Genomic DNA, 14,588 nt, shown 5'->3' on the forward strand with positions numbered 1-14,588 from the left:
GATCTAGGATGGAACACGGACATGTGTGAGTATTGCGGTCAAGCCAATCACAGAATTCCCGAAAGCACCGATAGCGGCGGCACAGGCTCAGGCGGCCAGTCTGCCGGCAGCAAGCCGACCTACACCGTCGATCAGGTGGCAGAGTATCTTTACAAGGGATATTGGCAGTCGACCGGCCGTACAGAGCGCTCCTTTGATGTGGAAACCGGCGGTCAGCTCACTGTTAACCTCAGCGGGTTGAATGGAACCGGCAAAGAAACCGCACGCAAGGCGCTGGAGAGCTGGACGGCGCTGAGCGGGATCGAGTTTGTCGAAACCACCGGCAGTGCCAAGATCACATTCGACGACAACCGGTCCGGCGCCTATGCCAGCTCCTCGGTCAGCAATGGCACCATTCTAAGCTCCAGCATCAACATCGACGATGCCTGGGCCCAATACGGCAATTACTACCTGCAAACCTACATCCATGAGATCGGCCACGCCCTGGGTCTCGGCCACACCGGCAACTACAACGGCAGCGCCAGCTACGGCTCGGACGCGCATTTTGCCAACGACAGCTGGCAAATGTCGATCATGTCCTATTTCAGCCAGTCCGAGAACACCGCGGTGAATGCGTCCTTTGCCTATCTGGCAACCGCTCAGCTTGCTGATATCGCAGCGGTTCACCATCTCTATGGCACACCCGTGGACATCGAAACGGGCGACACCATTTACGGCGACGGGCAAACCACCGGCCGCTTCGGCATGGATTTGAACGGCAGCTTCGGCGTGGCTGTTGTAGATAACGGCGGCATCGACCTGATCGACCTCAGCTCGCGCAGCTACAATCAGACGCTGAACCTGAATGAGGAAACATTTTCCAGCCTCAACGGTAAGACCGGCAATTTCGCCATTGCCCGCGGCACCGTGATCGAAAACGCGATCACCGGCTCGGGTATCGACCATATCACAGGCAACGCAGCAGCCAACCAGCTGGAGAGCGGCGCCGGCAATGACCAGATTGAGGGCGGTGACGGAAACGATACCTTGATCGGTGGCGATGGTGCTGACCTGCTTACCGGCGGCAATGGTGCGGACCGGTTCGTATATACAAGCCTCAGCGAAGCCGGCGATTCCATTGCTGACTTTGATCTGGCAGCAGGCGACAGAATCAACATCGCGCAGCTGCTCCAAGCAATCGGCTATGAAGGGGATGATCCGGCAGACGACGGCGTTGCAACGCTGCAGGCCGGCAGCGGCGGATCCTGGCTGAAGATTTCACACGGCGGCAACAATGCCCTTTTGGTGTTTCTTGTCGGCGTGAACGAGGACGCCAGCCTGGCAGAGATCATCAACATCTCCGGCACCCCGGGGCCGGCACCGGACCCGACACCCGATCCTGAACCCACACCGGATCCTGATCCAACGCCCGATCCTGACCCGACACCTGACCCTGATCCGACACCTGATCCCGATCCAACTCCCGACCCGGACCCGACACCCGACCCGGACCCGACCCCAGGGACCATTGATAACGTGTATGTCTTCGATGACACCTTCATGACGCAATGGACCGTTCAGATCGGAACCGTCACTGACACAAATGGCGGCATTGATACCCTGGATCTTAGTGCCGTCACGCGGGGTTCCACGATCGACCTGGCAAGCGGGGCAACCGGTAAAATCGGCTCCAAAAGCCTGACAATCAGTGAAGGCACCGAGATCGAAAACGCCATCTTGGGCAGCGGCAATGACAAGGCCTATGGCAATGATCTTGCCAATTTGATCGAAGGCCGTGCCAGCAACGATCTTCTGGATGGGCGCGGCGGCAATGACACGCTGGACGGCGGCAGCGGCAACAACAAAATCTATGGCGGCCTGGGCGATGACAGCCTGACGGCCGAGGACGGTAACGACAAAATCTATGGCGGCGACGGGGACGACGCGATCCACGGCGGCAGCGGAAGAAACTTCCTGACCGGTGAAGGAGGTGACGACACCCTGACAGCCGGCTCTGGCGCAGACCGGATTTATGGCGGCCTGGGCAATGACAATTTGGACGGCGGCGATGGCAAAAACCGGATTGAAGGCGGCGCAGGGGACGACGCCATTACCGGTGGTATTGACAAAGACCAGCTGGCAGGCGGCGATGGCAACGATACGATGTCTGCCGGCGATGGTGACAATAAGCTGGATGGCGGCGAGGGCGATGACAGCATGTCCGGCGGCAGCGGCAAAGATAAAATGTCAGGCGGCGATGGCGACGACACGATGTCTGCCGGCGATGGCGTCAACAAGCTGGATGGCGGCAGCGGTAATGATGTCCTCACCTCGGGCAGCGGCAAAGACAGGCTTATAGGCGGCGAAGGCGATGACACGCTGTACGCCGGTGATGGCGACAACAAACTGGACGGCGGTGACGGCGATGACAGCTTGTCCGGCGGCAGCGAACAGGACAACATTAAAGGCGGTGAAGGGGACGACACGATATACGCCGGTGATGGCGACAACAAGCTGTTTGGCGGTGACGGGAACGACCAGATCACCAGTGGCGCAGGTACCGACAAACTGAAGGGCGGCTTGGGTGATGACACGCTTTCGGCTGGCGACGGCAGTAACAAGGTTGATGGCGGCGATGGCAATGACATGCTCAGCAGCGGCAGCGGCATCGACCGGCTGAAAGGCGGCAATGGCGATGACACGCTGTCGGGAGGTGCCGGAGATGACAAGCTGGATGGCGGCAAAGGGGATGACAGCCTAAGCGGCGGCAGCGGCACTGATAAGATCAAAGGCGGGTCGGAAGACGATGAACTTTCGGGCGGTGCCGGAGATGACAAGCTGGATGGCGGGTCCGGCATGGACCGGATTGAAGGCGGCACCGGGGCGGACCTCCTCAAAGGCGGTAAGGATGCCGATGTGTTTGTCTTCACCTCCGCTGAGGACGCAGGAGATACCATCAGCGATTTCAAGCTGAGCGATGGGGACTTGCTCGACATCGACGGGCTGCTTCTGGATCTGGGCACCAATCTTGACGATGCCCTGTCCAGCGGCAGCCTGAGCCTTAGCGACAGCCGTGCAGTTTGGCTGGAGTATGATGCTGACGGTGCGGGCGGCGAAGACGCGTTTCAGATCGCCTATCTGAGAGGGGTCAGATCAAATACCGAGCTGACCGAAGACTGGTTCATCTAAGGCCCGCACGAAAACAGACGCCCGGTCTCCGGCAAGGGGGCCGGGTGTTTGTTTTTTCCCGTCACAGCCTGCTGAAGGCTGCGGTCAGGATTTCGGCTGCGGAAACCGGGCCACGCCGCGCGCGCCATCCGGGGTGATCGACATCAGCGACAGCGTGTGATCCATGTTTTTCATCCGGTGCCGCAGCATCATCCGGGTCAGCCGGTTCAGTTCGCTTGCGTAGTCCGGCTGCCCGGCCACATTCTCCAGCTCCCCCTGCCCTTCGCTGTCAAACAGCATCGGCGGCAGATCAGCGGCGAACTCAACCAGCGTGAACCGTTCGTCCCGCAAGATGCCCAGGCAGCTCTCGCTTGGCGATGTGCCCAGCGACTGCTGCCATAGCGTCGGCGTCAGCGGCTCCGAGAAATCCAGTTCCGAGAAGGAATACTGCCGCCAGTCCTGCGGATGCTCTCCCTGCAACAGCGGCAGCAGCGACCGCCCGTCCATCGCATTCGGGATCTCCTGACCGGCCCATTCCAAAACGGTCGGCGTCACGTCAATCGACTCGGTGATCTGGCTGAGACAGGCTCCGGCATTCGCCTCATTGCCCGGCATCCGGATGATCAGCGGCGTGTGATAGGCGGCGTCATAGACCGTCATTTTTCCCCAGGAATGCCGGTCGCCCAGCATCTCGCCATGGTCGGCGGTGATCACCACCATCGTGTTGTCGTACTGGCCCGTGTCTTTAAGAAACTCGATCACACGGCCGACATGATGGTCCACCTCGCTCGCAAGCCCCAGATAAACCGCGCGCAGGGTGCGGATGTTATCATCTGTCGGCTCAAGATCCGGGAACCCTTCAACGAACCCTGCGATCGTGCTCTTGCGCAATGCGGGATCAAAGAACGGATGCTGTTCGCACTCCGCATCCGGTGTCGCCAGCCGCTCGGGCAGCGGCAGCGAGGCAGGATCATACATGGTGTTATAGGGGGCTGGCGCCACCAGCGGCGGGTGCGGGCGGATATAGGTCAGATGCGCGAACCAGCTTTCCTTGTGGTAGGCGGTCATTTTGCCAAGGAAGGAATTGGTCAGAAACGCGGTGTCACTGTCTTCAGCGGCATAGAGCGCGGGATCGTTCAGCCCGGGCGCGCCGCCACTTGGCGACACCGGCTTGTAGACATCCCAATAGTTTTCGAACGCATAGCCCTGGTTCATCAGATGCGACTGCCACGGATAGGACATTTCCATCCGCATCTCGGTCATCTCGTGAAACCCGTTCATCGGGAATTCATAGGTTCTGAGCGCCGGATCATTGGCATCAAATGCCCGCGGGTCCTGCGACGTATCAGTATAGCCGAACAGCATCGGCATATAGCCTGCCTTGCGCATTTCCGTCGCAATGTTCGGCGTGTCATGACGCAGCGGCGTGCCATTTCGGACCGAGCGATGGTTCATTGCGTATTGTCCGGTCAGGATTGAGGCCCGCGACGGCCCGCAAGGATTTGTGACCGAGAAATGCCGTTTGAAGGACACCGCATCCTTCATGAAGGCACGGATGTTCGGCAGCTCCACATGTTCCGCCAAAGCGCCGAACACACAATCCGCGCGCAGCTGGTCGATGATGATGAACAGCACGTTCCGGTTTGCGGGACGTGTCTCGGGGCGGTTTGCAGGCATCCAGGCATCCTTGCAGGCACAAGACAGATTTCGACTGGCAATCTGTCGCGATCTGCACAGGGATTTCAAGCACCGTTTACATCGCTCTGCAGGATGCAATCTGAAAAATTGTCAGCTGACAAATCCCGGACAATTGTATCTATCAGGCGGCCAGACCCCGTGTGAACAGCCTGCCGAATTGCGGTTGCGGCTCCGTAACACCTGCAAGACGCAGCATGTGCCAGGCCAGCGCCTGGTTGCTGGAAATCACCGGCACCCCGGTTTGCGCCTCAATCTCTGGAATGATCTGCAGGCAGCGCAGGTTGGTACAGGAAATCACGATGGCATCGCAGTCTTTTGCCTTGGCAACCTGCTGCGCCGCGTCCGCAATGGCCGCCTCGGTGATCCGTGCCACCACCCGGTCGTCCATTTCCTCAAACGAGCCAAAGCCTGCGATTGCAAATCCCGCCTCTTCCAAATTGGCCCGCATCTGCGCAGACACCTCTGGCAGATAAGGCGTGACAAACCCCAGCCGGGAGGCGCCCAGCGCCTTGCCAGCTGCAATGATCGCCGCCAGCGGGTCGGTCACCTTGGCCCTGGGCAAGACTGCCTGCACCGCCTCGGCGACCTTGGCCGAACCGATCACGGTTGACGCCGAGGTGCAGCCGTAACCGATCACATCAAAGTCCAGCGAGGACGGGAACAGCCGCGCCGAGGCCGGCAGGTCCGCCTGCATCTGCGCCAGCGTCTCGGGCCGGACCTCGGGCACCATCGGGATACGGCTGTGATAAAGCGCCACGCCCTCCCGCGCCATCATCCAGGCGAATTCCGGCTCCAGCGTCTCATCGGTTTCCAGCACGATCACGCCCAGGGTCGCGCGGGTGCCGATGCCGGCGTCTGTGTCATAAGGGAGCTTCATCGCGGGTCCTCCTTCAGATCACCGGCAGTTCAGGCGCGGCGCGGGTTGTCAGCAATTCGGCACCACCAGCGCGCACCACAATGTTTTCCTCATGCACCATGATCTTGCCGTCACCGTACCCCAGCGAAGGCTCCAGCGTCAGCACCATGTTTTCCTCGATCACCGTGCCGTCAAATGCCGCGTGCGAGGGCCATTCGGTCAGCTGCATTCCCAGCCCGTGGCCCAAGCGGCCCACGTCACCGCCCTGATCGTCCAGCTCAGCAATCACGCCCTGCATTGCCAGGAACAGATCGCGGCAGGTCGCCCCCGGTTTGGCGGCTGCAATCCCGGCCTCCGTCGCCCGCCACAGCACGTCATAGGCGCGGCGCGACAGGTCGTCAGCGCGGCCGACGGCAAAGTTGCGGTCGAAGTCGCAGAAATACCCGTCCCAAGTGGAGCCGGTATCGAGCATCACGATGTCGCCGGCCTGCAACGGCCGGCCGGTCGGAGGTGAAATCACGTCGCAATAGCCGCCCTGATCGGCGCCGCCGACCAGATAGGGCACATCGTCTGCGCCTTGCGCCAGTGCCTCGCGGCGGAAGGCGCGGAACAGGTCCTCGAACGGCTGGCCCTCATGGGCGATTTGCGGCACCTGCGCAAAGCTGCGCGAGCCGATGGCGCAGATATGCGACAGTTTTTCGATCTCGGCGGCGGATTTCAACATCCGCAGGCTGCGCACCAGCGGTGTTGCATCCGCGATTTTCAGCCCCGGCAGGCCAGACACCAGCCGTTCATAATCACCCAGCGGCATCCGCAGCGCGGTTTCATGCCCCTTCATGATGCCAACACTGCCTGCCCGGTCGGCAATCGGCGACAGCAGCTCTGTCAGCAGGCTAAGGCCGTCATCCTCAGGCGCAGGGGCGCTCCAGGTGCGGATATCCTCGATCCAGGTGCGGCGCATCAGGTCGGCGCCGATTTCCGGGATAATCGCAATAGGTTTGCCCGCAGGCGGCACAAACAGGAACCAGGGCCGGGTCGGGCTTTGCCAGAACAGGGTGTGAAAACCGCTGAAATAACGCACCTCGGGTTCGGTCAGCAGCAGCAGCCCATCAAGCCCTTGCTGCGCCATCAGCGCCTGCGCCTTTTGGGTCCGGGCCGCAAACTCCGCCTCAGGAAAGCCGCGCATGGGCGCCTTAGACATTGTTTTGCCCTGCCATGATCGCGGCAAAGATCGCCGGGTCGGTGACACCTTCGGAGCCAATCAGCAGCACGCGGGCCTTGGGTCCCAGCCCCAGCTGTTCGGCCAGATCCGGCGCCTGGCAGGCGGCAATCAGGGCTGCAAGGCCCGCAACTGCGCTTTCACCCGCTTCAACCACCGGATCGCCAGTTTCCGCATTAGCCAGCAGACGCACCGCAGGCGCCACAATGCTGTCCGGGATGGTCAGGAAGTCCGAGGCTTCCTCGGCCAGGATTTCCCAGGCCATTCCCGACGGCTCGCCGCAGGAGAGGCCGGCCATTATGGTTTCTTCCTGAATGGCGAAATTGGTCGCCTTGCCATTGCGGGCACTGTCGAACAGGCAGGCGGCCAGTTCCGGCTCAACGATCACAACCCGCGGTGACTCGGCGCCGTAATACTGCCGCAGCGCCGCCGCAACCGAGGCCGCCAGCCCGCCGACACCGCCCTGCAGGAACACATGGGTCGGCGCTTGCTCCAGCGTCTCGCAAACCTCGCGGGTCATCACGCAATAGCCAGCCATCACATCGCGCGGCGGCTCGGTGTAGCCTTCCCAGGAGGTATCCGAGACCACAAACCAGCCGTTTTCCTCGGCCTCTTTCTTGGCCAGCAGCACGGATTCGTCATAATCGCCGGTGATACGGATCACCTCGGCGCCAAGTTCGCGCATGGCGACAGCGCGGCCTTCGCTGACCTCGGCATGGATGTAGATCCGGCAGGGTGCGCCGAACCTCTGGCAGCCCCAGGCCAGCGAGCGGCCATGGTTGCCATCAGTGGCCGAGACCAGGGTGATCCCGGCGCAGGCCTGTTTATGGGCGCCCTTGCGGATCTCCTCCAGGCTGACGTCCTGGCCCGATTGACGGCTCAGCTCGCGCTGCAGCACCCGCAGCGCGGCATAAGACCCGCCCAGCGCCTTGAAACTGCCCAGCCCGAACCGCGGCCCTTCGTGTTTGTAGTCGATCCTGTCAACGCCGATTTTACCCGCCAGCCCTGCCAGCGAGACCAGTGGCGTCGCTTCATAGCCATCCCAGGCGGTGATTTCTGCGCAGGCATTGCCAAAATCCTGCTCGGACAGAACGGTATAAGCGGCATCGCCGGATTTCGGGCTGCCTGCCGTGTGGCGCATGGCAACTGTAAAGTGTTCAAACATGTTCAGTCCTTTCCCGCTGGCAGCCGGTCACGCACCAGCTGTACCCAGAATTCTGCGCCGATGGGCAGCAGAGCATCATTGAAATCGTAATCCGCCGCATGCAGCGGCTGGCCGTTTGGCCCGTCCTCGCCATTGCCCATCAGCAGAAAGCAGCCCGGAACAGCGGCGGCGAAATGGGCGAAATCTTCGGAAAAGCTCATCGGCGGGCGGTTGCGGATTACTTCGCAACCCGCAGCTTCGCCCGCACGGCAGGCGGCCTCAGCCGGGCCTTCCGCATTGATGGTTTCGACAAATTCGGTGTTGAAAGTCATCTCAACCTCCACCGCATGGGTGGCCGCAACGCCGGCTGTAATCTGGCGCATGAAACGCTCAACCGCCTCGCGGTCCGCAGGCACCCGTGCGCGGACATCGCCCTTCAGCACGGCTTGGCCCGGCAGCACATTGCGCTGGCCGTTTGTCAGAAACTCCGTGACCGACACCACAGCACCAGCCCCCGGCGCCAGCTTGCGCGAGACGATGGTTTGCAGCGCCAGAACCATTTCCGCCCCGACGGTGATAGCATCGACACCCGCCTGCGGCATCGAGGCATGACCGCCCTGGCCCTTGATCGAGATTTCAAACAGGCTTTCGCTGCCGCAAATCTGCCCTGGGCGGGTCGAAACCTGCCCCACCGGCGCGCCGGGCAGGTTGTGAATGGCATAGACTTCTTCGATCGGGAACCGCTCCAGCAGCCCCTCGGCAATCATCGCCTGGGCGCCCAGCCCGTGTTCTTCGTTGGGTTGAAAGATGAACACAACAGTGCCGGCGAAACCCTGATCCTGCACCAGCCGTTCCGCGGCGCCCAGCAGCATGGTCATATGGCCGTCATGGCCGCAGGCATGCATCTTGCCGGGCGTTTCAGAAACATAACCGTGGGTGGAGGTTTCAGTGATCGGCAGCGCGTCCATATCGGCCCGCAGCCCAATGGCCCGGTTACCGGTGCCTGCCCGCAGCAGGCCGACAACGCCAGCGCCTTCATGCACCTCCAGCCCGAGGCCGCGCAGATGATCTGCCACTTTGGCCCTGGTCCGGTCTTCCTGAAAGCCAAGTTCCGGATGCCGGTGGAAATCCCGGCGCAGCGCGGTCAGGCGGTCCTGAAAGCTGTTCATATGCGTTCCCCAAGCTGATTGCAGAGACCTTATTCTGCGAAACATGACTTGGCGCGTATATTTCTGGTGACGCAGTGACGAAATTTATTGCCGCGAGCGGGTTGCGGGCGGAAATTCGTACCTGTCAGAATGGCTGCAGTTTGGACCGCATTCCGGGAACTTAAGCCTAGATTTCCTCGCCCTTTTCCAGCAGCTCCTCGATCAGCTGCCGCTGGATGCCCGGGCTGTCGCCGCCGCCGAACTGCAGCGCCCCGCCGGTGTAAAGTGTGCCATAGGTGCGGGCGATATTGACGGTCTGGCCAAGCGAGGAAATCAGCTGATCCTTCTTCAACGGCGACAGCGGATGGATGAACACCGCCCAAAGCCGCCCCTTGGCCACGGCATAGCGTGCATCCAGGGCCGTGTCGAAATTGGCCTGCATCATCCGCATCATATCTTCCGCTGTCAGCCCCTCGGCCGGGCGCAGCGGCACCATTGCCCGCATCCGGTCCGCCGTCCGGTCGGTCACCACCAGCATCGGCACGCCTGAAATGGTCAGCTGAAACCCGGTACCCGCGGGCTGCGCGTTTTCGTCCAATGCAAAGAGTATCCGCCCCAGCCGTTCATAGGTCATCGGCGGCTCGGGGGAGTCAGGGACCTTCGGCGCGTCCTGCGCCAAAGCAGGCGCCGCAAGAACACACGCTGTCACAATCGTCCGCAACCAGGCCATAACGGCACCTCCTCATTGACACATGCACACAGGCTACTGCGCCGCGGCGCGAGGCTCCATGCACAGATGAGTGAGGCGCTGTGACTAAGCTCAAACAAAGATCGGGACGATCTGCAATGTCAAGCGAACGAACGAGAATTAAACGTCCAAGATTTCGGACCTAAGTTCAACTTATCGGGCTGCACAGCCTGAACTGAACAGAACAACCCGCAACTGAACCTGATGAGGACACCCATGAAAATTCTTCTGACAACCGCCCTGATTTCGCTCTCTGCCGCACTGGCCGCCCCGGCCTTTGCCGCTGATGAGCTTAACGTCTCCAACGGCATCTCGGCCGGCGGCGCACCGCTGGCTGCGCATGGCGTGGATCTTGTGTCGCTGCTGGACAGCCGCAACCCGGTGGAAGGCGTGGCAAACTACTCTGCCACTGTGGACGGCGCCTCTTATTACTTCACATCTGAGGAGAACAAGACCGCGTTTGAGGCCGATCCGGCGAAATACCTGCCGCAGCACGGCGGCTTTTGTTCCTATGGCGTGTCTGTGGGCAAGAAATTCGACGGCGACCCGGACCAGTATCTGGTGCATGACGGCAAGCTGTTCCTGTTCCTGAACGCCGCCACCCGCGCCGCCTTCCTGGAAGACGTGCCCGGCACCGCCAAAACCGCAGACACCCAGTGGGGCCAGATCAAGCACACCGCCGTCAGCGAGCTCTGATCGCGCACCACCCTGCGTCCCGGAGGGCCAGGCGGTTCCGCTCCGTCCCGCCTGCCCTTGCACCCGCGGCTGTTGCGTCAGCTGCGGGTGTTTTTGGTTGTTTGATGTTTACGCCAGTGTTTCGCCGGCCTCGCGGCGGGCTTCGATCACTGTGATCGCCTTGGCCAGGGCTTCTTCGATGCTCAGATCGCTGGTGTCGATCAGAATTGCATCAGCCGCCGGCCGCAATGGCGCCTCGGCACGGTTCATGTCACGCTCGTCGCGGGCCTTCACATCACCCAGCACCTCATCCAGCGTGGTTACCTTGCCCGCAGCGGCGAGTTCCAGAAACCGGCGCCGGGCGCGGACTTCGGCGCTGGCGGTCACAAAGAATTTCACCTGCGCATAGGGGCAGATCACGGTGCCGATGTCGCGCCCGTCCAGCACCGCGCCCCCGGCCCGGCGGGCAAAGGCGCGCTGGAAATCAATCAGTGCGGCGCGCACTTCGGCAATCACCGCCACTTTGGAGGCCGCCTGTGCCACCTCCCGCCCGCGCAGGTCGTCGCGCGCCAGGTCTTCCGGTGTCAGGTTCTGCGCGGCCTCTACTGGCGCCACACCATCCAGCATCTTGGCCCCCACGGCACGGTACAAAAGACCGGTATCCAGATGGCTGAAACCGTAATGGGCCGCCAACGCCTTGGACAGCGTCCCCTTGCCAGCCGCCGCGGGGCCGTCGACGGCTATCGTGTAACTTTCGCTCATGTGCGCTCCAGCTTGGCGCCGAGGTCCCCCATCAGGCTCTCGAAGATCGGGAAGGATGTTGCAATCGGGCCGCCGTCATCGACGGAGACCGCGTTCTGCGCGCCCATGCCCATCACCATGAAGGACATGGCGATGCGGTGATCCAGGACGCTTTCGCAGGTGCCGCCGCCGGGCACACCGTCGATGCCCAGGCCGGTGACTTCCCACCAGTCGTCGCCTTCCTCAACCGTCACGCCATTGATGCGCAGGCCCTTGGCCATCGCGTCGATGCGGTCGCTTTCCTTGACGCGCAGCTCCTTGACGCCCGCCATCATGGTCTTGCCTTCCGCAAAGGAAGCCACCACCGACAGCACCGGGTATTCGTCGATCATCGAGGCGGCGCGTTCCGGCGGAACCTCAATGCCCTTCATATCGGGAGAGTATTTGGCCCGCAGATCGGCAACCGGCTCGCCGCCCTCTTCGCGCATGTTCTCAAACGTCAGATCCGCGCCCATGTCCTGCAGAGTATAGTAGAGGCCTGCACGGGTCGGGTTCAGGCCGATGTTCGGCACCAGCACGTCGGAACCGGGGGTGATCAGCGCGGCACAGACCGGGAAGGCGGCGGAGGACGGATCGCGCGGCACCGCGATCACCTGCGGTTTCAGCTCCGGACGGCCGGTCAGGGTGATAACGCGGCCCTCTTCGGTTTCCTCGGTGGTGATCTCGGCGCCGAAACCGGCCAGCATCCGCTCGGTATGGTCGCGGGTGGCTTCCTTTTCGATCACCAAGGTTTTGCCCGGTGCGTTGAGGCCTGCGAACAGCACCGCTGATTTCACCTGCGCCGAAGGCACAGGAACCTCGTAACGCACCGGCACCGGATCAGCCGCACCCACGATGGTCATTGGCAGCCGCCCGCCGGAGCGGCCTACGGATTGCGTGCCGAACAGCGCCAGCGGGTCGGTGACACGTGCCATCGGGCGCTTGTTCAGCGAGGCATCGCCGGTAAAGGTCGCAGTAATCGGAGAGGTGGCCATCACCCCCATGATCAGCCGCACCCCGGTGCCCGAGTTGCCGCAGTCGATCACATTGCCCGGCTCAGCAAAACCGCCAACGCCAACCCCGAACACCGACCAGCTGCCGCCGCCGTGGTTCACCACCTCGGCGCCAAAGGCCTGCATTGCTTTGGCTGTGTCCAGAACGTCCTCGCCCTCCAGCAGGCCGGAGATCCTGGTCTCCCCCACCGACAGTGCGCCCAGGATCAGCGAGCGGTGCGAAATCGACTTGTCGCCGGGCACATCTGCCACGCCTTTCAGCGGGTCGGCACGGTGGGAGGTCATCGGGATGGGCGTGCCGTGTCCGGACATGGGGCTTCCTTCGTCTGTCGGTGCTTACTTACGTTGGCGCTATCGGTAACGGATTGGCGCTGGACGGTCCAGAGCCTTTGCCCGCAGCCCGCCCGCACCCTCAGCCAAGGTGGCGGAAGGTCAGGTAATGCGGCGTGCGGCCCTCGCGCAGGGCTTTCTGCTCATAGCGGGTGGAAATCCAGTCATCCCAGGACTGGCGCCAATCTTCGGGACCTTCTGCCATCCACTCGAAACCGGCCTTCGGCACCTCCTCCAGGGTCTGGCGCACATAGTCTGGAATATCGGTTGCCACCCGGAAGATCGCGCCCGGTTTCAGGCAGCGGGCCAGCGGCTCAAGATGCTCTTGCGTCACAAAGCGGCGGCGGTGGTGGCGCGCCTTGGGCCAGGGATCGGGATACAGCAGAAAGGCACGCGAAATGGAACCCTCGGGCAGCACATCCATCAGGTCACGCGCGTCGCCGGGATGCACCGCGATATTCTCAGCCGCCGCTTTGCGGATCTTGCCCAGCAGCATGGCGACGCCGTTGATAAACGGTTCGGCCCCGATGATGCCAACATCCGGGTTGCTTGCGGCCTGATGCACCAGATGCTCACCGCCGCCAAAGCCGATCTCAAGCCAGACATCTTTGCCGCCGAACAGTGCGTTCACGTCCAGCGGGGTACGGTCCGGGTTCACATCCCAATCAACCGCACCGGGGCTGAGGCTGGCCAGATCTTCGTCAAGATAGCGCTTCTGGCTGTCTTTCAGAGTCTTGCCCTTGAAGCGGCCATAGAAGTTGCGCCAAGGCGCGCCGCTGGCATGTTTATCGGCCGCATTGGCAACAGCGGTCCGAGCATTCTTGGTCTTGTCGTCGCGGGGCTTCTGGTCGCCGGACATGCGTCTGGGCTCCTGTTCAGGGCGTCTTTTGAAAGGCTGGACGCTCCTCTGCCGCATGCAGGCCTCGTGGTCAAGCCTGTGTCAAGCCGGCTAGCGGGTTTGCCCCTGCCGGACCTCGCGCAGAACACCCGCTGCTATCAGCCGCAAGCGGCTGGGATACCATTCGCCATCCGGGTCCGTGCGCAGTGTCTCAATCGCAAAGCCGGGATCGACACCGCGCGCCACCATATAGCTGAGATGGTCATGGATTTCGCGCTGCGTATCCACATAGATCCAGGATCCGAACTCAAAAGGCGTCGCCCAGCGCTGTGCCTTCCGCTCGCTCCGATAGTATTTATGCACCGCTACCGCCGGCCAATTGCGCTGGTGAAAGCCGATCTTGGACCCGATTGTCATCCGCCTCCGGCTGCCGGCCAGAAAGACATCGACACAGGCGCTGATACAGGCCCCGTCAACCGATGTGTCCAGCCCGTGTTCCAGCACCAGCCCGGCCATCTCTTCCCCGGCATAGACACTGCCGCCAATGCTGTTGAGCTGCAGTTCGGAGATTTCCGGGTTCTTCTTCAGAATTTCCTGCAGGCGCCCGATGTCTTGCTCGGTGATTTCCGCCGGCTCGTCTTCCGTTTTCCGTTCGGTGTCATAAACCAGCGTTCCGCCTTGCAAGCTGAATTTTTGCGGCAATGTGTCCTTGGCGGACGCAGATGACGCCAGAGCCAGAAAGGAAAGAACAGTTGTCACGCGCAGCATCGCAGTCCCGGCAGCTGGAAACACTCTTCTTTGCACTATGGTGCAGCGGACCGGTGTCTTCCAGCCTCAAAACGTCAGCTCTTCTGCCTCAGTATTTCGCGCGTGAGACACCCGGTCAGCATTGCTGACCGGCCCGCCGCGCCGCAGCGCGGCGCCCGGCCCAACGGGAGAGGCGCATTCCCAGAATGCGCCAAAACGGGCGGGAGCATCACCCAAACGAAAAA

The 14,588-nt window shown here is 62.0% G+C and carries 12 protein-coding genes; 2 read left to right on the top strand and 10 right to left on the bottom strand.

The window, feature by feature from the left end; genetic code table 11:
- Nucleotides 1-21 precede the first annotated feature (21 nt).
- Nucleotides 22-3,168, top strand: coding sequence for a M10 family metallopeptidase C-terminal domain-containing protein (locus K3724_RS17380; RefSeq protein ID WP_259987670.1), 3,147 nt, complete (start codon nt 22-24; stop codon nt 3,166-3,168).
- A gap of 84 nt (nt 3,169-3,252) precedes the next feature.
- Here K3724_RS17380 and K3724_RS17385 read toward each other — a convergent pair whose 3' ends face one another.
- The 6 genes from K3724_RS17385 to K3724_RS17410 all read right to left on the bottom strand — a co-directional run bounded on the left by K3724_RS17385 (nt 3,253) and on the right by K3724_RS17410 (nt 9,942).
- Complete coding sequence (locus K3724_RS17385) at nt 3,253-4,824, bottom strand: alkaline phosphatase family protein (RefSeq protein WP_259987672.1); 1,572 nt, start codon at nt 4,822-4,824, stop codon at nt 3,253-3,255.
- A 142-nt stretch (nt 4,825-4,966) separates the two neighbouring features.
- The gene (locus tag K3724_RS17390) at nt 4,967-5,722 is read right to left on the bottom strand and encodes an aspartate/glutamate racemase family protein (protein WP_259987675.1); all 756 of its coding nucleotides are present in this window, start codon (nt 5,720-5,722) and stop codon (nt 4,967-4,969) included.
- A gap of 13 nt (nt 5,723-5,735) precedes the next feature.
- Complete coding sequence (locus K3724_RS17395) at nt 5,736-6,902, bottom strand: Xaa-Pro peptidase family protein (protein WP_259987677.1); 1,167 nt, start codon at nt 6,900-6,902, stop codon at nt 5,736-5,738.
- The gene (locus K3724_RS17400; RefSeq protein WP_259987679.1) at nt 6,895-8,085 is read right to left on the bottom strand and encodes a diaminopropionate ammonia-lyase; all 1,191 of its coding nucleotides are present in this window, start codon (nt 8,083-8,085) and stop codon (nt 6,895-6,897) included. The genes K3724_RS17395 and K3724_RS17400 overlap by 8 nt, the downstream gene beginning before the upstream one ends.
- A 2-nt stretch (nt 8,086-8,087) precedes the next feature.
- Nucleotides 8,088-9,233 carry an amidohydrolase gene (locus K3724_RS17405; RefSeq protein ID WP_259987681.1) on the bottom strand — a complete coding sequence of 382 codons (1,146 nt, stop codon included), beginning with the start codon at nt 9,231-9,233 and terminating at the stop codon, nt 8,088-8,090.
- Between the two features lie 166 nt (nt 9,234-9,399).
- The gene (locus K3724_RS17410; RefSeq protein ID WP_259987683.1) at nt 9,400-9,942 is read right to left on the bottom strand and encodes a hypothetical protein; all 543 of its coding nucleotides are present in this window, start codon (nt 9,940-9,942) and stop codon (nt 9,400-9,402) included.
- 234 nt (nt 9,943-10,176) lie between these two features.
- On the opposite strand from K3724_RS17410, the gene K3724_RS17415 reads away from it, so the two are divergent.
- The gene (locus tag K3724_RS17415) at nt 10,177-10,656 is read left to right on the top strand and encodes a YHS domain-containing (seleno)protein (protein ID WP_259987685.1); all 480 of its coding nucleotides are present in this window, start codon (nt 10,177-10,179) and stop codon (nt 10,654-10,656) included.
- A gap of 108 nt (nt 10,657-10,764) precedes the next feature.
- On the opposite strand, the gene K3724_RS17420 is transcribed toward K3724_RS17415, so the two are convergent.
- The 4 genes from K3724_RS17420 to K3724_RS17435 all read right to left on the bottom strand — a co-directional run bounded on the left by K3724_RS17420 (nt 10,765) and on the right by K3724_RS17435 (nt 14,364).
- A complete protein-coding gene (locus K3724_RS17420; protein ID WP_129369485.1) occupies nt 10,765-11,397 on the bottom strand; it encodes a d(CMP) kinase in 633 nt (210 codons plus the stop codon).
- Complete coding sequence (gene aroA, locus K3724_RS17425; protein WP_259987688.1) at nt 11,394-12,740, bottom strand: 3-phosphoshikimate 1-carboxyvinyltransferase; 1,347 nt, start codon at nt 12,738-12,740, stop codon at nt 11,394-11,396. Before aroA ends, K3724_RS17420 begins: the two co-directional genes overlap by 4 nt.
- A 100-nt stretch (nt 12,741-12,840) precedes the next feature.
- The gene (locus tag K3724_RS17430; protein ID WP_259987690.1) at nt 12,841-13,617 is read right to left on the bottom strand and encodes a tRNA (guanosine(46)-N(7))-methyltransferase TrmB; all 777 of its coding nucleotides are present in this window, start codon (nt 13,615-13,617) and stop codon (nt 12,841-12,843) included.
- Between the two features lie 90 nt (nt 13,618-13,707).
- The gene (locus K3724_RS17435; protein WP_259987692.1) at nt 13,708-14,364 is read right to left on the bottom strand and encodes a hypothetical protein; all 657 of its coding nucleotides are present in this window, start codon (nt 14,362-14,364) and stop codon (nt 13,708-13,710) included.
- Nucleotides 14,365-14,588 lie beyond the last annotated feature (224 nt).

Origin of the sequence: Leisingera sp. M658 (genome assembly GCF_025144145.1) — a bacterium.
GTDB lineage: Bacteria > Pseudomonadota > Alphaproteobacteria > Rhodobacterales > Rhodobacteraceae > Leisingera.